The organism is Malacoplasma penetrans HF-2, from assembly GCF_000011225.1.
Lineage (GTDB): Bacteria > Bacillota_I > Bacilli_A > Mycoplasmatales > Mycoplasmoidaceae > Malacoplasma > Malacoplasma penetrans.
Map to the genome: position 1 here is coordinate 437,742 of NC_004432.1, position 21,309 is coordinate 459,050.

Sequence of the window (21,309 nt, forward strand, 5' to 3'; positions counted from 1 at the left end):
ATCATTAAATATAGATAGAAAAATTAGTTGGAAAATATGTTTGATGTTCAAATTTTTGATGAGAAAAAATTCTTAAGTAAAAAAGATATTAGTTTAATTAAAAAAGTTTCAAAATTTATTTTTATAGAAGAAAAACTAAAAAATAAAATAATTTTTGAATTACACATAATAGATAATAATGAAAGTCAAAAAATAAACAAACAATATAGAAATAAAGACTACCCAACTGATGTTATATCTTTTTCTTTTTGGGAAGAAGGATTATTAAAAACGGCTTTACTTGGCGAGATCTATTTAAGTTATGAAAAAGTTGTTTCTCAAGCTGAAGAATTCAAACATTCTTTTGAAAGGGAACTAGGCTTTTTAGTTTCTCATGGAATTTATCATTTACTTGGATATGATCACGAAGAAGAAGATGAAGCCAAAATTATGTTTGGAAAGCAATATCAAGTATTAAAATTATGTGGATTAGGTAGCGTTAATGATTAGAACAAATAATAAGTTTATATCTTTTGCAAGGAAATTTAAATATGCCTTTAGAGGTCTATTTGTTGCAGTAAGAGAAGAAAAATCTTTAATGGTAGATTTAATATTTTCTGTAGTTGTTTTAATTATTGCTGCTGTTATTAATGACAGAATGCAAACCATAGATTGGATTATTCTAACTATGGTAATTTCATTAGTTATTGGAATGGAACTAATCAATACTGCTATTGAAAACTTGGTTGACACCATATCTTTTAAATATAATGTTGATGCCAGTAAAATCAAAGATACTGCAGCTGCTACTGCTTTAGTTTTTTCTTTAATGGCAATCATTGTAGGACTATTAATCTTTATTCCAAAATTTATAGACATTTTTAATAATAGGTAAATATATGAAATATGGAATTGTATCAATTGTTGGAAAACCAAATGTAGGCAAATCAACACTATTAAATAATATTTTTGAAAGAGAAGTTGTGATTTCTTCTAATAAACCACAAACTACTAGAAATATGATTGAAATATCATATGACTCAATAGAAGATTGTGTTATTAATTTTATTGACACACCAGGATTACATAATCCTAAAAATAAATTAGATTTATTTTTAAATTCACAAGTTAAAGCGTCTTTAAAGAAGAGCGATTTGGTTTTATTTTTATTTGATTTATCAAGAGACTTTGATTCTGAAGATGAAGAGTGTTTAAAAGTATTAAAAGATTTTAATTGTAACAATGTAGTTTTAGTACTAAATAAAAGAGATTTAAAATCAGAAGAAGAAATTAAAAATGCAAAACAATCTATTTCTAAAATGTTTGATTTTACAAATGTTTTAGAAATAAATTCTAAAAGTAAAGAAGATGTAAGTGTTTTACTAAACACAATAAAAGAACATATTAAAGAATATGAGGGTGAAAAAAAGGATTTGGAATTACTTAAAAAGGAAGTTTCAGATAAGTTTTTTGTTTCTGAATTGATAAGAGAAATTATTATTAATTCTTTTAGACAAGAAATTCCTTATGGTGTAGCTATTTTGATAGATGAAATGAAATATGAACAAGATAAGAATTTATTAACAATAGTTTATTCAATCATTGTTGAAAAAGAATCTCAAAAACCAATTATTATTGGTAAAGGTGGTTCAATGATTAAAAAAATAAATATCTCATTAAGAGAAAGATTATCAGATATTTATGATTGTAAGATCTTTACTAATTCATATGTTAAAGTGAAAAAAGATTGAAGAAATAATGAAACTCAAATTAAAGAGTTAGGGTATAAAAAATAATGTCTGAAATAAAAACAAATGGTTTTTTAATTCATAGACAAGATTTTCAATTATTTGATGAAGTATTAGCATTTATTAATGAACATGGTAATATTTTTTCTGTTATTGCTTTGGGTACAAAAAAAATATTATCAAAGAATGCTAGGAACTTATTTTATGGATGCTTATCTGAGTTTATGTTTTTTGCTTCTAGGGACATTGAAAATAAACTTGGTAAACTTAAAAAAGTGGTATTACTGGAAAACAATATTGATATAAGTACTAGGACTCCTTTGTTACTATTAAATGCAATTATCTATAAAAATAAAATCAAAGGAATTTCAGTTTTTGAAGAGGTAAAGAATTTAGGAAGAATTTTGAAAGAATTTGGAAAGGAATTTGACAATATTTTGATTATTAATATATTAATTAAAATGTCAAAATATTTAGGTATTAAATTAAACTTAAATGGATGTAGTCATTGCAATAGTAAAAATATATACTCTTTTTCAAATGATGATTTTGGATTTGTTTGTAAAGATCATTATCAATCAGATTACAAAATTTCTGCATCAGCAATAGAATTGTTATATTTAGTGAATAAAAATAAATTTAATTCTGCTATTAAGTATGAACAAATTTATCAAAAAATTTCACTAAGAATACTAACAGATTATATTAATTATCATTCAGGGTTTAATTTGTACAATTATTTATTTAATTAAATAGTGTATATGATAGGAGACAAATATGAGTAAAAAAATTGATCAAGAAACAATAGTTAATCATTTTAAGAATTATGGATTTGTTTATCAAAATTCTGAGATTTACAATGGTTTAGCAAATGCTTGAGATTTTGGACCTTTAGGTTCTTTAATTAAAAATAATTTAAAAAACTTATGATTAAAACACTTTATTTACTCTAAAAAAGAAATGCATTTAATTGACACTAATATTATTTTGAACCCTTTAGTTTGAAAGGCTTCAGGTCATATTGATAACTTTTCTGATCCTTTAATTGATTGTAAAGAATGTAAGTCACGTTTTAGAGCTGATAAATTGATATTAGAAAATACTAAAGAAGAAATTAATGAACAAACAGATTCTGATACTTTGATAAAAATCATTTCAGACAATAAAATAAAATGTCCTAATTGTAAGAAATCTAATTGAACTGAAATTAGAAAATTTAATTTAATGTTTGACACTTCAATTGGTGTTGTTGATGATAAAAAAGATTTAGTTTATTTAAGACCTGAAACAGCTCAAGGTATTTTTATTAATTTTAAAAACATTCAAAGAACCCAAAGACAAAAATTACCATTTGGTGTTGGCCAAATTGGTAAAGCTTTTAGAAATGAAATTACACCAGGTAATTTTATTTTTAGAACTAGAGAATTTGAACAAATGGAAATTGAATATTTTTGTGATAAAAAAGATAGTCCTAAGGTTTTTGATAACTTCTTAGAAAGTATTAAAACATTCTTATTTAAAACTTTAAAAATTCATGAAAACAATATAAAAATTATTGATTACCCTAAAGAAGAATTAGCTCACTACTCTAGTAGAACTGTAGATTTTTTATATAACTTTCCACATGGTTATAGTGAATTATGAGGGCTAGCAGATCGTGGGGAATTTGATTTAACAGCTCATCAAAATTTATCTAAAAAAAGTCTAGAATATCTAAATGAAGAAACTAAAGAAAAATTTGTTCCTTCAGTTATTGAACCATCTGTTGGTGTAGAAAGACTATTATATGCAATACTAATTGATGCTTATGATGAAGAAAAAATAGATGAAGAAAATAATAGAGTTGTTTTAAAACTTATTCCAGAATTAGCTCCTTATAAATTTGCTGTTCTTCCACTATCTAATAAATTGAATGATAAGGCTGAAGAAATATTTAATAATTTGATTCTTTCAAATATTTGTACATATGATTCTTCTGGTTCAATTGGTAAAAGATATAGAAGACAAGATGCAATTGGTACTCCATATTGTATAACAGTAGATTTCGATACTTTAGAAGATGAGTGTGTAACAATTAGGGATAGAGACAGCATGAAACAAATTAGAATTAAAATTAAAGATATAGATTTATCAAAAGTACAAGAACTATTCAAAAATGCAAAATAATACTACTAATAATAATTGAATATCTGATTTAGTCAAAAGTTATAGTATTGTTGATGTAGTGCAACATTATTTACAACTTTCAAAAAAGGGTAATGACTATAAAGCTATTTGCCCTTTTCATGCTGATAGAAATCCTTCACTTTCAGTATCTCCATCTAAAAATGTTTTCAAATGTTTTACATGTAATACTGGTGGTGATTCTTTAAGATTTATTATGTTGTATAAGAAAATTACTTATACTGAAGCAATTAAAGAATTTAAAACCATATTTAATATTACTGATCCTAATTTAGATAGATATATAAATTCAACTTCTAAAGTTAATGAAGAAGATCAAAAAATTTATAATGCTAACAAAAAAGCAAGTTTTTACTATAACAATACTTTATATGCAAAAGAAAATATTAAGTGTTTGCAATATTTAAAAGACAGACATATTGATGATGAACTAATTAAGTTTTATGAAATTGGTTTTGCTCCAAAACTTCCAAGAGATTATTTGTTGAATTTATTTGAATCAACAAAAAGTAATCATAATATTGATAACTATCAACTTCTAAATGCTGGATTAGTTTCTTTAACAGATAAGAATGAATTCATAGATTTTTTTCATGATAGATTAATAATTCCAATTAAAAATGAATTTGGTAATATTGCAGGTTTTTCAGGGAGAACAATTAGTCCAAATGAAAAAATTAAGTATATAAATACTAAAACTACTACTGTATTCCAAAAAGAAAATATATTATTTAACCTGTTTGCTTTTGATAAAACAAAATATGAAGAAATATTTATAGTTGAAGGTTACATGGATGTTTTTGCTTTTAGAAGATTAGGAATTGAAAATGTAATTGCATCTATGGGGACAGCATTTACAATTAATCAAATTAATATTATTAAGAAATATAAAAACATTAAAAGAATTATTTTATGTTTGGATAATGATAATGCTGGTAATGAAGCAACAATATCACTTTATGAAAAGTTAACTAAAAATAATTTTGATATTTTTTTGGTAAGACCATATAGTAAAAAATTTAAAGATGTTGATGAACTTTCAAGACAATTACCAAAAGAAGAATGTTTGAAAATTATTAATGACCAAATAGGATTTGTTGAATATCAAATTGAAAAACTTAAACAAATGAATTTATCTTATAAAGATAAAAAAATTGAATTATCTTCAATTGTTGATATGATAAGTGACTTTGCTTATAACCAAAAATTCTTTACAGAAGATAAGAAAATGATTTGTGACTTTTTTGAAATTGATGTCCCTGAACTTCAATCACTTCTTGATGAAAAAGCAAAGAAGTCCATCAAAGGTACTGGTAAAAATTTTCAAAATAATAAAAACAAAAACTTCATCCACTTTTCTAATGAATTAAAACAAGCTATAGATAGTGCAATAGATAATGAAGTTGGAAAGGGATCAAATAGAGAAAATAATCTTTTTGTTGAAATTAAAAATCCAATAAAAGAACGAGAAATAACCAAACTAAAAGAACAAGAAAAAACCTTGTTTTTAAATATGTTGTTCTCAAAAGAGTTAGCAGAAATGTATTTCAAATACTTAGGATATTTAGTTTTTATTAATCCAAAAAATGAAGATGCAGTTGTATATAGAGTGCATAGGATAGTTATAGAAATTTTGAGAGAAAATCTTAAAAATAAAACATATGATGTTGAGGATATTTGTAATCAAATTATTAATTCTGATAAATTGAATGGAACTCACAAAGATTTTTTTAATGGTGAATTAAATAGATATTTAAAAATAAATAACTTACCTGATATAAAAAGGGATGCTTCTTCTATTAGGGAGAAAGACCCTTCTTTTGAAGAAAAAATATTATCAGAAGGGATTACTCTTTTAACTGAATTAAGAAACCATCAATTCAAACAAATAATTGAAGATAAAAAAATAGAAGTTCGTGAATTGAAAATGAATGGGAAATTGAAAGAAGCTGAAGAGAAAGAAAAAGAAATTAAGTTAATTGAAAAAGAAAAAAAACTATTTAATGAAGCAATAAATACAGAGAAATCAATGCACTAGTTTTAAAGCTTTGATAATCAGTATTAGGAGATGAACTTATTGGTAATGTACTAATATTGGGTAATGGTCAATTTACGGTTTAAACATTTGTAGTTTTTATAATAAGTTTATTTAATCTAATTACTATTACCTATTGGATTTTGAAATAATTTCATATTTCATTTTCTAATAGGGTTTTTATTTTTTTGTTAAATTAATTTAGATAAATTGTTAACAAATTCAATCTCATCTGTTACCACAAATATTTTTATGATATTTCTATCAATGTTTTAATTGTATTCACAGCACAAATTAACTTTTTGATTTTATCTAGTAACAAAAGTAAGTGAATTGTTTTTAAATACTTTTATTTCAGATTTATTTATAGAATATTTTAAATGTTTTACAGTTTATCAGTATTTTGGTTTTAACTAATTTATTTAGACAAATGTATCTAACAAGTTTAGTGTATTTATTTGGTGAATAATGTCATTTTTATTGAATATGTTAGTATAAAGAACTGATATTTCTAAAATACTATCTATTTATACAAAAACTAGTTAATTATTATTTTTTGTTTTTTAACAGTAATTAAATTAATAGGTTTAATTCCTATTTTTTTATATTGATTAAAATTTGGATTATTTTTTTGGAATATTATTTTCCTATATCATTTTGCAATTTAAGTTAATTTTTCATAAAAATTACTGCATTTTTTATGACATTGGCCCCAAAAATTAACATTAATATAGTGTATTGACATATGATAGAGCAACAAAGAAATTTTTAATGACTACTTGGTCTAGCACCTATCATTATTGATGTTTTTAAATGAAATTGTTCTTTTATACATCATCATTGAGTCTTTGATTTTTCAACTAAAATAAATTTAAAAGATTTGTGTCAATACAACAATACAAATTCTTAAAGTTTAATAACATTTAGGATCTTCATTTGGTGGAAAAACAGAATTTTTTTTCAACAATAAACACATATTATGTAATTTGTAATTTATAATTAGTTTATATATTTACTAATTTTGTTTGCAGACTCAGCTATGTGTTTTAAGAAGTTTTCTTAAACTTAGTTATTAAACAGAAAGGTAAATATATGCAAAATAATTTGAAAAAAAGCATTAAAACTACTAATGCTGAATCAACAAATAAAAATTTATATTATGACTCTTTCAATGGAAATATGAAAACAAGTGTTTTCATTAATAGAATTAGAGATTCTCAAACTGTAAATCTTAAAGATTACAGTGAAAAAGTAATTGATTATTATATTGATCAAGAAACTAATGAAAGAGTTAAGACAGTCAAATTTAAAGCTAAATCAATTGAGGGGAATATCATGATCAGAGAAAATAATCCATCTCCAGATATTTTGGAAGAAATTCTTAAACAACTTAAAACAATAAGTAGCGATGTATCTGAACTGAAAACAGATGTTGCTCAACTAAAAACTGACATGGTAGAAGTTAAAGCAGATATTGTTGAATTAAAAACAGATGTTGCTCAACTGAAAACTGATATGGTTGAAGTTAAAGCAGATATTGTTGAATTAAAAACAGATGTGTCTCAGTTAAAAAAAGATGTTTCTAGAATCATGAAGTGTCCAACAATTGTAAGAGAATTAGCTGAAATAGACTAGTCAATAAGCACCCAATTTATTGGGTGTTTTTTCATTTTTGCCAATTATTTTTTATTTTAATTTTAAAAGCTATATTGATTAATTAATGTGTATTAACATATTATTTAATAGAATATTTATTTTAAAAATATATTATGACTCTTTCAATGGAAATATGAAAACAAGTGTTTTCATTAATAGAATTAGAGATTCTGAAACTGTAAATCTTAAAGATTACAGTGAAAAAGTGATTGATTCTTATATTGATCAAGAAACTAATGAAAGAGTTAAGACAGTCAAATTTAAAGCTAAATCAATTGAGGGGAATATCATGATTAGAGAAAATAACCCATCTCCAGATATCTTGGAAGAAATTCTTAAACAACTTAAAACAATAAGTAGTGATGTATCTGAATTAAAAACAGATGTTGCTCAACTGAAAACTGATATGGTTGAAGTTAAGGCAGATGTTACTCAGTTAAAGAAAGATGTTTCTAGAATCATGAAGTGTCCAACAATTGTAAGTGAATTATCTGAAATAGACTAATTAATAGGCACCCAATTTATTGGGTGTTTTTTATTGCTGGTGATTTGGTTTTATGAAAATTGTTGAAAATAATATTGATTAATTAATGTGTATTAACATATTATTTAATAGAATATCTATTTTTAAAAAACGAATTTATACTATGACTCTTTCAGTGGAAATATGAAAACAAGTGTTTTAATCAGTAGAATTAGAGATTCTGAAACTGTAAATCTTAAAGATTATAGTGAGAAAGTGATTGATTCTTATATTGATAAGAAACCAACGAAAGAGTTAAGACAGTGAAATTTAAAGCAAAATCAATTGAAGGGAATATCATGATTAGAGAAAACAATCCATCTCCAGACATTTTGGAAGAAATTCTTAAACAACTTAAAACAATAAGTGGTGATGTATCTGAATTAAAAACAGATGTTGCTCAACTGAAAACTGATATGGTTGAAGTTAAAGCCGATATTCTTGAATTAAAAACAGATGTGTCTCAGTTAAAAAAAGATGTTTCTAGAATCATGAAGTGTCCAACAGTTGTAAGAGAATTAGCTGAAATAGACTAAATTGGGTTATTGTACTTATTTTTGAATGAAACACAATTTATGGTTTAAGCATTCAAATTTTTTACAACAATTTATTTTTTAATATATCCTATTTGATTTTGAAATAAACTATATTTAATTTTCAATAGGATTTTTAATTGTTGTAAATATTAGTGTTATCCTATTTAAAATTAGGTTGAATTTTAACCTAATTTTTTATAGTCTAATGTTGTGCTTTAAGTTGTTTATAGATTACTAGTTAATTATTTTATTAAAATAAGTTTAAATATCCTTTGTTTTAGAACTTTATTTCAAGTCTTTTTTAATGATTTTTTTATCATAATAAAAACTCCAATTAAAAATAATAAGATATTTCTAATTGGAGTTTTCTGAAATTGTAACTATTTCTATTTTTTCATTTGACTTAACAATAAGTTAGCACTTTCTTTGTATTTACCTTCATTGTACATTTGAATTGGTTTAGCTAATTTGTATTTAATGCTTTCATCTTGAACCATTTGCAAACAAGAGTAATTAATCATTTTTTCTATATATGCTTTCATTAATTCTTGTCTTGATAAGTTCATTTCTAAAGCAGATATTTCACCTTTTGTTTCACTTAGTAAAGCAAAGTTATATTCTAAGTTATTTGATTTTTCATTGAAGAATTTATTTTCAATATTATCTAATTCACGATTTAATTTATCAATTAAGATAATGTGGTTTTCAACATTAATATTATTCTCAATAATAAAAGCCTTCATTTGAGTAAGGATTAATTTATTAGCTGTTATGTCATTTAGTATTTTTTTAGAATAATCATATTTTTTATCAACATCTAAAACTATTTTGTCAGCTAATGATAATGCTTCAATAATCTCTTCAATAATTTGTTTTGCACTTTCCAATAATTCTCCAGGGTTATAGTTGTTTTTATTAGAAGTAGCAAAATAATTATTTAGCTTACTTAATATGTTTGAAAAAGAATAATTAGACTTAATAATTAAATCTTTGATTTCTCTATCTTCAGAAAAGTTAGTAAAAATTTTATCAAATGTTTTTAAGATCAAAGGAACTAGTTTAATCATGTTTTGGAATGCTTTATCAATATCTGATTTATTTTGATTAAAAAATTCATTTGATTTAAATGTAATATTTAAAACTTTTTTAACTTTAGACAATGATTTAATTAATGAAGTTGTTATTTTTTCAATGTCGTTATCACTTAAATTATTTATGTTTGAATTTAAGTAATTCCTATTGTTTTCTACCCTTGTTATTTCTTTTTGGGAATGGTTAACTATAGAGCTTTTAATATTTTGATGGTTTTTATTAATAATGTTTTTAATTTCATTAATTGAATAATTAATGTAATTATTTTGTTTTCTCATTATGTAGTTTTCATTAATTACTTTTACTAGTTTTATTAATGAGTTATTAATATTATCTAATGCTTTTAAAAAGTTATTAATATCATAATTTTCAATACAATCATTTAATTCAACTGTACATTTTTTAAAGTCTTTAATTCTTGTTCTAACTTCTTTAATTTTGTCATTTTTATCAGATAAATTTTTATTAAAGAAATTAATTAGATCTCAACCATTTTCTCTATATGAAACAAGAATATAACTTATGTAGTCTCTATATTTTAGAAGGTTTTGATGAAGTTCAAAAACTGATGCTAATGATTTCTTTTGAATTAATATTTCATAACTAATCTCATCATATAAAATTGAAAAACTTTTTCAATCATAGTTAGTTAGCATTTTAGGAATTAGATATATAGCATTTTTAATATCATTTACTTTTTCATTAAATCTATAAGCAAATTTATTGAAAAATTCTTGTACACTTTCAAATTCAGGTTTTTGACTTGAAAAACTAATGTGATCTATTGGGATATTAATTTTTTCAAAGTTATATTCCAATAACTCATTAACTTCTTTTTTTAATCAGTTTTCTTTTTGTTTACATTTATAGTTTTTTACATAAACAAAAATAATACCACCCAAAAAAACGGAAGAAATAAAAAACAAAACAACAGCAGTTATTAAAATTCAAGAATGCATATAGGTATTTTATCCAATATTACAATTTTATGTATTTGATTATTTATAGAATAATAGGTTTATTTTAAAACATTAAGATTGTTTAAGAACAAAATTTTTTCTAAATAATTTTTTGTTATTTTTTTTCATATTTTTCATTTTCATGCTATATTTATTAGAGTTTGAAAAATGAAAGGTTTTAATTTTATATATGAAAAATAATAAAAACTTTTATTTTTATTTAACTGATTGTTGTTGCTGCTGTTGCTGTAAATAACATTTTTTATTTTGTTTATTTTTAATTTATATCAATTTTTTAAAATGTTTAATTATTAGATTTTTAACTCAAGTTTTAATCTAATTTTTCTTATTACTTTATTTAATAAATTTTTATTTTCAGTTACTAGGGATTTAATATGACAAAAAATTTTAATGAGAAATCATTTACCTTTTTTACTATCAACTATATAGTAGGGTTTGGTTTCATAACAACAATAATCAGTTTAATAAATTTAAATATTTATGGAATTATCACAATGCTGTTAACAGCATTAATTACATTTGGGGTTAGTTTAGTTTTTTCTAGAATGGCTAACAACTATAAAAATGAATATGGTGGAAGTTATGCATATGCAAAGAAACTTAATAACAAACACTTTAGTTTTTTTGTAGGATGAAATCAATATATTCAAGGACCAATATTGGCATCATCTTCTCCATTGTTTTTAGCTTCTGCAGCTTCATACTTAACAAATGATGAAACTATCATTTGAATAATAAGAGCAGTATCAGTTTTAATTTTTATTATTCTTATTCTGATTTCAACTCTTGGACTTAAATTAAATAAGTATGTAATTTTAGGTTCTGGAATTGTTAAATGAGCTATTTTATTAACAGCTTTAATAATCACTGTTTATTTATCAGTACAAAATAAATTTGATATTCAAATTACTCAAAACAATACAAATAGTAAATTGATTGCATATAGTATTTTTGCAAATGTAATTTCATTTATGTATGCATTTGGTGGGATTGAAGATGTATCGGCTTTATCAAAAGATGTAAAATTTAAAAATTTTAGAAAGATCTTAATGATCTCATTTGCATTCATTTTAACCTTCTATTTTGTTTTCTACATTGTAATGCTAGGAACAGGTAGAACAAATTTACGTAACTTTAGTCAAATATTTCAAACAGTATTAGGGGCTACAGGGATTTGATTATTTGTAATTGGATTACTTTTCAATGGTATCTCTTCAAAAATTTCTATTAGTATTTCAACTTCTAGAAAACTTGTTCCATTAGCAGAAGATGGATTTTTATTTAAATGGTTAACTAAAAAGAATAAAAGAGATGAATATCGTAATGCTATTTGATTTAGTGCAATTGTTACTATTGCATCCATGATCATTTTTTGATTAATACCAACTCTTTTATCAATTGAAGATTTCTTTAGTTCTGTAATAGAACTTGGCAGTGTTGCATTTTTATTACAATACTTTTTAACTTTTGTTACTGCACTATTACTTCATAGAAAAAAAGAAGTTAAGATTCCAATTTGAGAACAAATAATTTACTTTGTTGCAATGGCTGCAATTTTATTAGCTCTAATTGTTTTCTTATTCCCATTTGTTATTGCTCACTCTTGAAGTCAAGAAAACACAATTATTTTAATAAGTTATGTTCTATTTATAGCAAGTGGATATGGAATTCAGTTAGTGATGACTTTAATAAGAAATAGAAAAAATAAAAAAGTTGAGATGAAACAAGATGCTTCACAACAAGATACTTCACAAGATGTTCAATCAGCTTAATTTAAATCTTGTAAATAATTAATTAAAAAACTCAAAAATATTAATTGTATTTTTGAGTTTTTATATCTCTTAAACAAGGCTTAATAAATTAGTTTTTTATCTTCTAATGAAAAGTAATTACATTGATTATCTTTTTTAACAAAAAAGTAAGAACCATCTTTTCACAGAACTTTTTCAAATATATTTCCTGTTACTAATTTTCCTCTTTTTGATAATATTCCATACTTATTATCTTTTAAATAAACTGCATAGTTTTCTTCAAAGGGATAAATTTTATCTACTTTTTTATAAAATAAAATTTCAAAAAAATCATTCATTACCCCTCATTTACCTTTATATTCAAAAGTAATTACATCATCACTAAAATAATCTCAAATTTTATATTTCTTAATTAATGTTTCTAAGTACTTATTATCATGTAGGTCTATAAAAAAAGTTTCTTGGTCTTTTTGGACTTTAAATAGATTAGCTCCATTTTGTTTCATATCATCATATTTAAAATCTATGATTTGTTTTCCAAACTTATTTATGATTCCTCACTTTGAATTAATACATACTGGTGCAAAGCCATCAATAAAAGTTAAGGCATTTGAATATTTAGAGTTATTTATTTTATTTAGCTCACAATCTAAATAAAATAAGTTGTTATTCTCTTTTACTAATAAAATGTTTTCATTAAAACCTATTACTTCATAAGGTATTTTTTTAATTGATAGATCTGAATTATTAATTAAATAATTGGTTTTTTCATCTTTTACAACTGAAAAATCTTTTTCAAAATATAAAAGATCACTAAATTGTTTTTTTAGTAATAATTCTTGATTTGTATTAATAAAAGATCAAGTATTATTGTTTTTAACTCAAGTTTGGAAACCAATAAATTCTTTAACTTCATCAAATTTATTTTCAATAACTACATTTTTTGAAGTATTTTTAAATCCTAATTTATTTTTATTTTCATAAATAAAAAAATCTTTGGTCATATCATTTACTCTTTTTAAAAACTAAACAAACAATTAATTTAATTTGTTATTTTATATACTAATATAGGTAAAAATATTATATAATAATATAGTGTTTTTTACTTAACTGGTGCCTTAGCCAAGTGGTAAGGTCAGGAGCTGCAACCTCCTTATTCGTCAGTTCGAATCTGACAGGCACCTCCATGTATGCACCCTTAGCTCAATTGGATAGAGCGTCTGGCTACGGACCAGAAGGTTATGGGTTCAACTCCTATAGGGTGCGCCATTAAAATTAAAAGTAAAATTAATTTTTATTTTCGGGATGTAGCTTAGCTTGGTAGAGCACTTGGTTTGGGACCAAGGGGTCGCAGGTTCAAATCCTGTCATCCCGACCATTTTGGCAGAGTATCTCAGTGGTTAGAGAACTCGGCTCATACCCGAGGTGTCGAGAGTTCGAATCTCTCCTCTGTCACCATTCGGAGCTATAGCTCAACTGGTTAGAGCCCCCGACTCATAATCGGTAGGTTACAGGTTCAAGTCCTGTTAGCTCCACCATTTATTATTAAAATTAACCGTTTTGTGTTAGAATTACAAAGGTATTGTTAACAATACCTATATTATGGATGATTACCCAAGCCTGGTTGAAGGGATCGGTCTTGAAAACCGAAAGGTGCAGAAATGTGCGCGGGGGTTCGAATCCCTCATCATCCGCCATTTAAAATTAAACAAATATACAAGGTTCGCGGGATGGAGCAGTTGGTAGCTCATCAGGCTCATAATCTGAAGGTCGCAGGTTCGAATCCTGCTCCCGCAACCATGGTCCTGTGGTGTAGCGATTAACATGCCTCTCTGTCACAGAGGAGATCGCGGGTTTGATTCCCGTCAGGACCGCCATTATGGTTTCGTAGCTCAGTCGGTAGAGCAACGGACTGAAAATCCGTGTGTCGGCGGTTCGATTCTGCCCGAAACCACCATTTAAATTAAAAATAAGACCAACTCTATTCAGGGTTGGTTTTTTCTTTTTAAAAAATTCATAAAAAGAAAAAAAAGAAGTTTTATTCTATTTTTTCTAACTCAAGTAATAAAATATATAAAAATATGTTTAACATAAATTAAAAAATAACTATGCAAAGCACAAATACTATTAATAACAAAAATAAAAGACTAATCAAACTAAGTAGCAAAACTAGCAAATTAGAAAAGAAGTCTAAAAAAGAAGCTCTTAAGTTGGAAAAGAAAAATAAAAAAGAAGCTATGAAATCTGAAAAGAAAAAGAAGTCATTTTCAGGTCTTTTTGTAAACAATAAAAAAGAAAATAGTTTGTCTGTAAAAAATAATAGTGAAAACCAACCTAAAAGAAATGATCTACCAAACCAAAAAGTTAATATAGATAGTAATGTTGAAATTAAATGTGTAAACATTGAAAAGACTGTAAAAGAATTGGGTTCTGCTAAAACTGTTATTTTAAAAAATATTAATTTAGAAATTAATAAGGGTGAAATAACTGTAATCTTAGGTCCTAGTGGTAGTGGTAAGACAACTTTATTAAATGTAATAGCTGGAATTGATAAAGCTACAAGTGGTCAATGTTATATAAAAAACACTGATATTAATACAATCTCAGATAAAAAATTAGTTTTAATAAGAAGAAAATATATTTCATATATTTATCAAAGATATGGGCTAATTCCTATTCTTAGTTGTTATGACAACATAAGATTAGGTCAACATTTAGTGGAAAAATCAAAAAGAGTTTTAGATATTAATGAAGTTATTAAAATTGTAGGGATAGAACATCTGTTAGAAAAATTCCCTCATGAATTATCAGGTGGCCAACGTCAAAGAGTTGCTATTGCTAGAGCTATAATGAAACAACCTGAAGTTATGCTTTGTGATGAACCTACAGCAGCATTAGATAGTGAAACATCTAAAAAGATAATTGACTTGTTTTTAGAAGTTAATAAGAAATTTAATACAACAATTGTAATGGTTACACATGAACCGAGTTTTGTAAGAATTGCTACTAAAGTAGTTTACATAAAAGATGGTGAAATTGAAAAAATTCAGGTAAATCAAAAAACAAATAATCAAATAAATCCTATTATCACTGTTCAACAACCAGTAGTTGAACAAAAGACACAAGTAGTTAGTGCTGCTAAACCAATTCAACATAGTACACCTACAGTAAATGTTTTACCTAACAAAGCAAATACAACTAATAGTTTCACTAATCCTGCAAATGTAGTAGCAACAGAGAAAACTAATACTTTAAAAACAAACCCTAGTCCAAATAATGCTCAGCCTACTAAGGAAAATGAAAATAAAATTCCTGTATCTTCTGTTCAAGTTAAAGTTTTAGATAGTAAATTAAATAAAGAAGTTTCTTATGTTGATAACTACATCAAAAATAGAAAACTTGATAAATATGTTAAAAAAATGGCAAATAAAAAGAAATAGGAGAATTTAATATGAAAGAAGAAAATAACAAAGATTGTCTTTTTTGCAAAATTGTTAATAAAGAAATCCCAAGCAATATAGTTGATGAAAATGCATATGCTCTTGCTTTTTTAGATATAAGTCCAGCTTCAGATGGACATACCTTAGTTATTCCTAAAAAGCACTGTATAGATTTAGTTCACTGTGATGAATTGTATTTAAAAGAAACTATTTCTCTTGCTAAAAAAGTAGCTGATACTATTGAGAGTTCTTCTTTGAAACCATGAGGTTTTAATTTTTTAAGTAATCAAGGATCAATAGCTGGGCAAGTTATCTTTCATTTCCATCTACATGTTATTCCTAAATATGCTAAAAATGAAGGTTTAACATTTTCTGCTGAAAATAAAAACTTAAAAGAAATAGAAGAAGTTTTTAAAGTGTTAAAAAAGAAAAATAAAAAAAATAGTTAACTTTTATTTAATAAACTTAAAAAATTGTTATAATCTTCTTTGTATACTTAAATTAGTTTATACAAATTAATTTTATGGAGGGCTAATGAAAAAAATACACAAAATTGCCATTTCTACAATATTGGCATTATCAGTAATTTTATTCATTGTTGTAGCTGCATGACAACCATGTGCTTATGCTTTCATTGTACCTGCAATCTTAACAGTTGTTGGGTTATCATACCTTGGAGCTGTTTTCTTTGTTAGTAAAAGTGAAAACAAAAAGAAAAATATGATTGCTGCTGTAAATGCATAGTAATTCATAAGAAATTCACATAAAGTCATTTAATGCTTAAAGTATCAAATTTTAAATTTGATACTTTTTTATTTTTTTATGACATTTACCTCAAATTTTTACATTAATATAATGGAGACATGAAAGAGAGTCTCCAACCTACATCCCTTTTATTTAGAAATATTATTTTAATTAATTTAAAAATTTGATTATTTTTTATGACATTCTCTTCAAATTTTTACATTAATATAATGGAGACATGAAAGAGAGTTTCCAATTAACCTTGTCTATGGTTTGTGATCTTTTTATTATTTTTAAAAGTTGTTATTTTTTTATGACATTAGCTTTGAAAAATAACATTAATATAATGGAGACATGAAAGAGTGTCTCCAACATATATCCTTTTGTTTGAAAAACATTATTTTAATTAATTTAAAAATTTGATGATTTTTTATGACATTTGCTTCAAATTTTTACATTAATATAATGGAGACATAAAAGTGTCTCCAATTGACCTTGTTTATGGTTTGTTATTTTTTTATTATTTTAAAAAATATTGTTATTTTTTTATGACTTCAACCTAAAAAATAACATTAATATAATGGAGGCATCAAAGAGAGTCTCCAATTACTCCTTTAATTTAAATTTTTTTATATATTGATTCCAAATTTTTATATTAAATATAATGGATACATAAAAGTGTTTCCGATTGACCCCATTTAAGATTTACTATCTTTTATTAACTTAAAAAATTTGTTATTTTTTTATGACTTTAACCTAAAAAAAAATAACATTAATATAATGGAGACATATAAAAAGTCTCCAACTACTTATTTGACAAAGGAATTAAAAAAATGATTAATACGAAATTCAAAAATTTAAAATTAATGAATGCTGACACCAAGAAAAAACTAAAAGGTGGAAGTTTATGAACTGGTGCTTTAGCATTTTCAATAATTAGTTCTACTATTATGAGTTTTGTTCAATTGATTTTTAGTATTGTTAACTCTGTTAATGGAAACAATTCTACAAATTCTAGTAGTAACACAAATACATCTTCTTATAATGGAAATTCTACTTACTCAAATTATTCTTCTAATAACATGTTTGTTAGGTTGTCATACACACCACTAAAAACAACTGTTAATTATCCTTTATAAATTTGATTGTGTTTTTTATTATTTTGTATATTTTGTTTAAAAAAAATAAAGCAGGTGATTAAAACTCATAAATTTAATTAAAAAATAATTTATAAATTTGAATGTTTAGAAAACTTAATATAGTTATTAGTATAACTAGGCTTAAAAAATAAAAGTAAACTTTGTTTATCTAGAACTCTCCTTTTTAAAAAAATTTTTGTATAATAACTATAGATCTTTATGAATCTATAAAGATTATAGTTTTAAAAGGTAACCACAAAATTTGGTGGTTACCTTTTTACTTTTTTTGTCAACTTTAAAAGACTAAATATTTTTTTAAACATCAATTAGTAAATTTTCTAAAAAAAATTTTTTTATGTTTATTCTTGATTAAAATTAAAAGTATATAGTTTTACATTGAATAATGAAAATATTAGTTGTTAATAAGAAATTACATTTTAATTATGAAGTTTTAGAAAAAATAGAAGCTGGCATTGAATTAAAAGGAGTTGAGGTTAAATCAATTCATTTAAACAATGCTAATATTTCTGATTCTTATGTAATTTTTAAAAGAAATGAAGCATATATATTAAATATGAATATTGCCCCATATTCACATGGGAATATTTATAATGTTGATCCATTAAGAACAAGAAAATTATTGTTACATAAAAATGAAATAATAAAATATCAAATGAGAATTAAAAAAGAATCTTTAACTATGGTCCCTTCTAAAATTTATTGAAGAAAAAATAAATTAAAGGTAGAAATTGCATTAGCTAAAGGTAAAAAGCAATTTGATAAAAGACAAACAATTAAGGATAGAGATAATTCAAGAGAAGCTAGAAAACATATTAGAGTTTAATTTATTGATTATTTAATATTGGTTTTATAGTTATATTATTGGAGTATAGGAGAAAACAATGATTAAGAGTTCTGTAATAGAATATATTAAAAATCACAAAGAAAGTTGAAATAAGTTAAGAGAAGAATTTCATTCTACTCCAGAACTTCCTTTACGTGAATTTGAAACTACTAAAAAAATTAAAGAACAATTATTAAAGTATGGTTTTGAAATCATTGAGTTTGATGGTGTTGGAATTATTGGTGTTTTAAAACATGGTAACAGTGAAAACAAAATTGCATTAAAAGCTTCAATAGATGGAATACTACAAAAAGAAGAGACTGATTTACCTTATAAATCAGTAAACAATAGCATGCATGCTAATGGTAATGATGGACAAATTATTATGTTATTAGGTGCTTGTCAGTATTTATCTGAGACAAGAGAATTTAATGGAACTTTTTATGCAATTTTTGCACCAGGATCAAATATCCAAAATGGTATTAACAAATTAATTGATAGAGGTCTATTTGATAAAATTGACCCTCAATCAATTTTTAGTTTAAAACCTGCTCCTTTAATTCAGTTAAAAAAGGGAAAAGTTGGTGATTTACATTTTATAAATCCTAAAACATCTTCATCTAATTTTATTGATTTATTTAAATATAAAATTATAGGTCAATCTTCATTTGGTTCTTCTCCAGAAAATGGATATGACCCAATTGTTGCTGCATCTTCAATTATTATGAATTTGCAAACTATAGTTTCTAGAAACATTTCTCCATTTTCAAATGCTGCTATAACAGTTGGTTCTATTAAAGGTGGATATACTGCAAATGCAATTGCAAAGTTAGTGACTATTAAATTAAGTGTGTCTAGTAATGATAAAGAAACTCGTGAATATATTTTAAAAAGAATTGAATCAGTAATTGATTCAACTTGTAAAGCTTATGAGTGTAATTTTGAAAAGGTAAACATTGGTAGTAGTACTTCACTTCAAAATAATGGTGTTGAATATGAATTTGCAAAAGATTTAGCTGTAGATCTTTTTGATGAAGAAAAGGTTCACATCATTGATAACCTGATGATAAATGATGACATTTCTTTTTTGCTTGATAAAAAACCTGGTACTTTAGTTTTTATTAACAATGGTAATTCAGATGATATATATTCATCTAAATTTGATTTTAATAATCAGGCTATTCCTTTTGGAGTTTGTTTCTTCATAGGATTAGTTGAAAAGAAACTTAAATAGTTTTAATTAAAGGAAGTGGGGTTTGAAATGTTTAATAATAATGAATCTAATAATGTTTCTATTAATCAAAATTCTTATAGTAAGGATTTGATTAATTCTAATGATGTAAGTAAATTTGATTCTGATTTAAAAAACAACAAATCTCATAAAAAGAAAGAAAAGTTTTCAACCAAGTGAAAAGAATCACTAGGTTTTAAACCTATTCTTTCTTATTTCTATTTTTTATTTATTTTTTTAATTAATAAAAAAGGAACATGAATAATGCCTATAATCATTTTCTTGCTTCCTTTATTATTTTCTATTATTGCTATTACTTCTTCTGAAGGTTCGACTAATACAATTTATATAACTTCTTTATCCATCATTTGTGTTTTAACAATAAGTTTTATTACAAGTAAAACCATTAACTTATTTAAAGATTCAGAAACTGAGGGAGTTGAAATATTAATAGTTTCAAAACCAATTGAAAGATGACAAATTATATTTGGTAAATTCAGTATTCTAATTTTAGTTTCTCTTTTAATATCAGTTTTAAACTTTATTTCTAACCTTATTGGAGTATCAATTGTTAATGCTTTCAAAAAGCTTGATACTTCTCAGACAGCTATTTTTAACCAAGTTGATTTAAATGTTAATTATGCTTTATTAGTATTTGGAGCAAGTATTGCACTTTGTTTACTATTTGGTTCTATTACTAGTTTGATTACTATTAAGTGTTCAAAAAAACTTTCTTCATCTATTCCTATCATGCTATTTATGTTAATGTATATGGGAACATTTTTTAGTAGCATTATTTCAACTATTGGTGAAAATGGTAGTTCTGCTTACAACTTCTATAATAAATGAAGTCAGACATCTAGTATTCAATATAATCAATCATTTAAATATACACATGTAAATAATTCTGTTTGAATTGGGTTTGAAAAATCTAGCATTGAAAACAGTTCTACTGATAGCAACAAAGTTTCATATCAAACATTATTAGATGAAATTACAGTATTGAAAAATGCTTGAAATGCTACTGTTAATACAGGTAATTGATATACTGCTTTAAAATGAGTAGATCTTGCTATGCCTCTTTTTGAAACAACTCAAATATTGAATAATCTTTCTTTAATTGATTCAAGTAAGGGAGATTTAAGTTTTATTAGAGATCCAAATTATACTTATAGCTCTAAATTTTATTTAGATTCTCAAACTAATTCAAATAATACAAATTTTGAAAATAGTGATGTTGCAAAATCTGATTCAAATTACCAAACATGATTACAGTTAACTAATTCATCACAATTAGCATTAATGAGTATTAGTAAAGAAATTAATAAATCACCTAATTGAGCAGTTGTTTTCTTATGATGTTTAATCTCAGTTTCATTTCTATCTTTTTCAACTTATCTATATATGAGAAGAGATTTTAGATAAAG

At 24.4% G+C, this 21,309-nt stretch carries 19 protein-coding genes and 9 tRNA genes; 26 read left to right on the plus strand and 2 right to left on the minus strand.

Annotation, left to right across the window (positions count from 1 at the left end; genetic code table 4):
* Window positions 1-36 precede the first annotated feature (36 nt).
* The 9 genes from ybeY to MYPE_RS01775 all read left to right on the plus strand — a co-directional run bounded on the left by ybeY (window position 37) and on the right by MYPE_RS01775 (window position 8,661).
* Window positions 37-489 carry an rRNA maturation RNase YbeY gene (ybeY, locus tag MYPE_RS01735; protein ID WP_011077164.1) on the plus strand — a complete coding sequence of 151 codons (453 nt, stop codon included), beginning with the start codon at window positions 37-39 and terminating at the stop codon, window positions 487-489.
* On the plus strand, window positions 482-874 hold the full coding sequence (locus tag MYPE_RS01740; RefSeq protein WP_011077165.1) for a diacylglycerol kinase: 393 nt from the start codon (window positions 482-484) through the stop codon (window positions 872-874). The genes ybeY and MYPE_RS01740 overlap by 8 nt, the downstream gene beginning before the upstream one ends.
* Window positions 875-878: 4 nt before the next feature.
* Window positions 879-1,775, plus strand: coding sequence for a GTPase Era (gene era / locus MYPE_RS01745; protein WP_044891236.1), 897 nt, complete (start codon window positions 879-881; stop codon window positions 1,773-1,775).
* Complete coding sequence (gene recO / locus MYPE_RS01750) at window positions 1,775-2,479, plus strand: DNA repair protein RecO (protein WP_011077167.1); 705 nt, start codon at window positions 1,775-1,777, stop codon at window positions 2,477-2,479. Before era ends, recO begins: the two co-directional genes overlap by 1 nt.
* Before the next feature lie 25 nt (window positions 2,480-2,504).
* Window positions 2,505-3,893 (plus strand): glycine--tRNA ligase, encoded by a 1,389-nt coding sequence (locus MYPE_RS01755; RefSeq protein WP_011077168.1) that lies wholly within the window; start codon window positions 2,505-2,507, stop codon window positions 3,891-3,893.
* Window positions 3,883-5,949 carry a DNA primase gene (gene dnaG / locus MYPE_RS05380; protein WP_011077169.1) on the plus strand — a complete coding sequence of 689 codons (2,067 nt, stop codon included), beginning with the start codon at window positions 3,883-3,885 and terminating at the stop codon, window positions 5,947-5,949. The genes MYPE_RS01755 and dnaG overlap by 11 nt, the downstream gene beginning before the upstream one ends.
* Window positions 5,950-7,038: 1,089 nt before the next feature.
* Window positions 7,039-7,581: a hypothetical protein gene (locus MYPE_RS05385; protein ID WP_011077170.1), complete on the plus strand. Its 543-nt coding sequence runs from the start codon at window positions 7,039-7,041 to the stop codon at window positions 7,579-7,581.
* A gap of 154 nt (window positions 7,582-7,735) precedes the next feature.
* Window positions 7,736-8,107 carry a hypothetical protein gene (locus MYPE_RS01770; protein ID WP_044891237.1) on the plus strand — a complete coding sequence of 124 codons (372 nt, stop codon included), beginning with the start codon at window positions 7,736-7,738 and terminating at the stop codon, window positions 8,105-8,107.
* 281 nt (window positions 8,108-8,388) lie between these two features.
* On the plus strand, window positions 8,389-8,661 hold the full coding sequence (locus MYPE_RS01775; RefSeq protein ID WP_011077172.1) for a hypothetical protein: 273 nt from the start codon (window positions 8,389-8,391) through the stop codon (window positions 8,659-8,661).
* Between the two features lie 386 nt (window positions 8,662-9,047).
* On the opposite strand, the gene MYPE_RS01780 is transcribed toward MYPE_RS01775, so the two are convergent.
* Window positions 9,048-10,712 carry an integral membrane protein gene (locus MYPE_RS01780; protein WP_011077173.1) on the minus strand — a complete coding sequence of 555 codons (1,665 nt, stop codon included), beginning with the start codon at window positions 10,710-10,712 and terminating at the stop codon, window positions 9,048-9,050.
* Window positions 10,713-11,107: 395 nt separating this feature from the next.
* Here MYPE_RS01780 and MYPE_RS01785 point away from each other — a divergent pair, with 395 nt between their 5' ends.
* Complete coding sequence (locus tag MYPE_RS01785) at window positions 11,108-12,505, plus strand: APC family permease (RefSeq protein ID WP_011077174.1); 1,398 nt, start codon at window positions 11,108-11,110, stop codon at window positions 12,503-12,505.
* Window positions 12,506-12,585: 80 nt separating this feature from the next.
* Here the strand turns inward: MYPE_RS01785 and MYPE_RS01790 are convergent, their stop codons facing one another.
* Complete coding sequence (locus tag MYPE_RS01790) at window positions 12,586-13,488, minus strand: WG repeat-containing protein (RefSeq protein ID WP_011077175.1); 903 nt, start codon at window positions 13,486-13,488, stop codon at window positions 12,586-12,588.
* 108 nt (window positions 13,489-13,596) lie between these two features.
* Here MYPE_RS01790 and MYPE_RS01795 point away from each other — a divergent pair.
* The 16 genes from MYPE_RS01795 (at window position 13,597) to MYPE_RS01870 (ending at window position 21,307) form a co-directional block, all read left to right on the plus strand.
* Window positions 13,597-13,671 (plus strand) — tRNA-Cys (locus tag MYPE_RS01795).
* 5 nt (window positions 13,672-13,676) lie between these two features.
* Window positions 13,677-13,753 (plus strand) — tRNA-Arg (locus tag MYPE_RS01800).
* Window positions 13,754-13,785: 32 nt separating this feature from the next.
* Window positions 13,786-13,862 (plus strand) — tRNA-Pro (locus MYPE_RS01805).
* A 4-nt stretch (window positions 13,863-13,866) separates the two neighbouring features.
* Window positions 13,867-13,942, plus strand: a tRNA-Met gene (locus MYPE_RS01810).
* 3 nt (window positions 13,943-13,945) lie between these two features.
* A tRNA-Ile gene (locus tag MYPE_RS01815) sits at window positions 13,946-14,022 on the plus strand.
* Between the two features lie 66 nt (window positions 14,023-14,088).
* Window positions 14,089-14,181: transfer RNA gene (locus MYPE_RS01820), tRNA-Ser, on the plus strand.
* A 27-nt stretch (window positions 14,182-14,208) separates the two neighbouring features.
* Window positions 14,209-14,284: transfer RNA gene (locus MYPE_RS01825), tRNA-Met, on the plus strand.
* Between the two features lies 1 nt (window position 14,285).
* Window positions 14,286-14,361 (plus strand) — tRNA-Asp (locus MYPE_RS01830).
* Window positions 14,362-14,365: 4 nt separating this feature from the next.
* A tRNA-Phe gene (locus MYPE_RS01835) sits at window positions 14,366-14,441 on the plus strand.
* 151 nt (window positions 14,442-14,592) lie between these two features.
* Entirely contained in the window at window positions 14,593-15,924 is a 1,332-nt protein-coding gene (locus MYPE_RS05390; RefSeq protein ID WP_011077176.1) for an ABC transporter ATP-binding protein, read from the plus strand.
* A gap of 11 nt (window positions 15,925-15,935) precedes the next feature.
* Entirely contained in the window at window positions 15,936-16,373 is a 438-nt protein-coding gene (locus MYPE_RS01845; protein WP_011077177.1) for an HIT family protein, read from the plus strand.
* A gap of 85 nt (window positions 16,374-16,458) precedes the next feature.
* The gene (locus tag MYPE_RS01850) at window positions 16,459-16,668 is read left to right on the plus strand and encodes a hypothetical protein (RefSeq protein ID WP_011077178.1); all 210 of its coding nucleotides are present in this window, start codon (window positions 16,459-16,461) and stop codon (window positions 16,666-16,668) included.
* Between the two features lie 833 nt (window positions 16,669-17,501).
* Window positions 17,502-17,807, plus strand: a complete 306-nt coding sequence (locus MYPE_RS01855; RefSeq protein ID WP_011077179.1) for a hypothetical protein — start codon at window positions 17,502-17,504, stop codon at window positions 17,805-17,807.
* 409 nt (window positions 17,808-18,216) lie between these two features.
* Window positions 18,217-18,651 carry an SsrA-binding protein gene (gene smpB, locus MYPE_RS01860; protein ID WP_205844639.1) on the plus strand — a complete coding sequence of 145 codons (435 nt, stop codon included), beginning with the start codon at window positions 18,217-18,219 and terminating at the stop codon, window positions 18,649-18,651.
* Window positions 18,652-18,709: 58 nt separating this feature from the next.
* Entirely contained in the window at window positions 18,710-19,885 is a 1,176-nt protein-coding gene (locus tag MYPE_RS01865; RefSeq protein WP_011077181.1) for a M20 metallopeptidase family protein, read from the plus strand.
* 27 nt (window positions 19,886-19,912) lie between these two features.
* Complete coding sequence (locus MYPE_RS01870) at window positions 19,913-21,307, plus strand: hypothetical protein (RefSeq protein WP_044891238.1); 1,395 nt, start codon at window positions 19,913-19,915, stop codon at window positions 21,305-21,307.
* The last annotated feature ends 2 nt before the right edge of the window (window positions 21,308-21,309 follow it).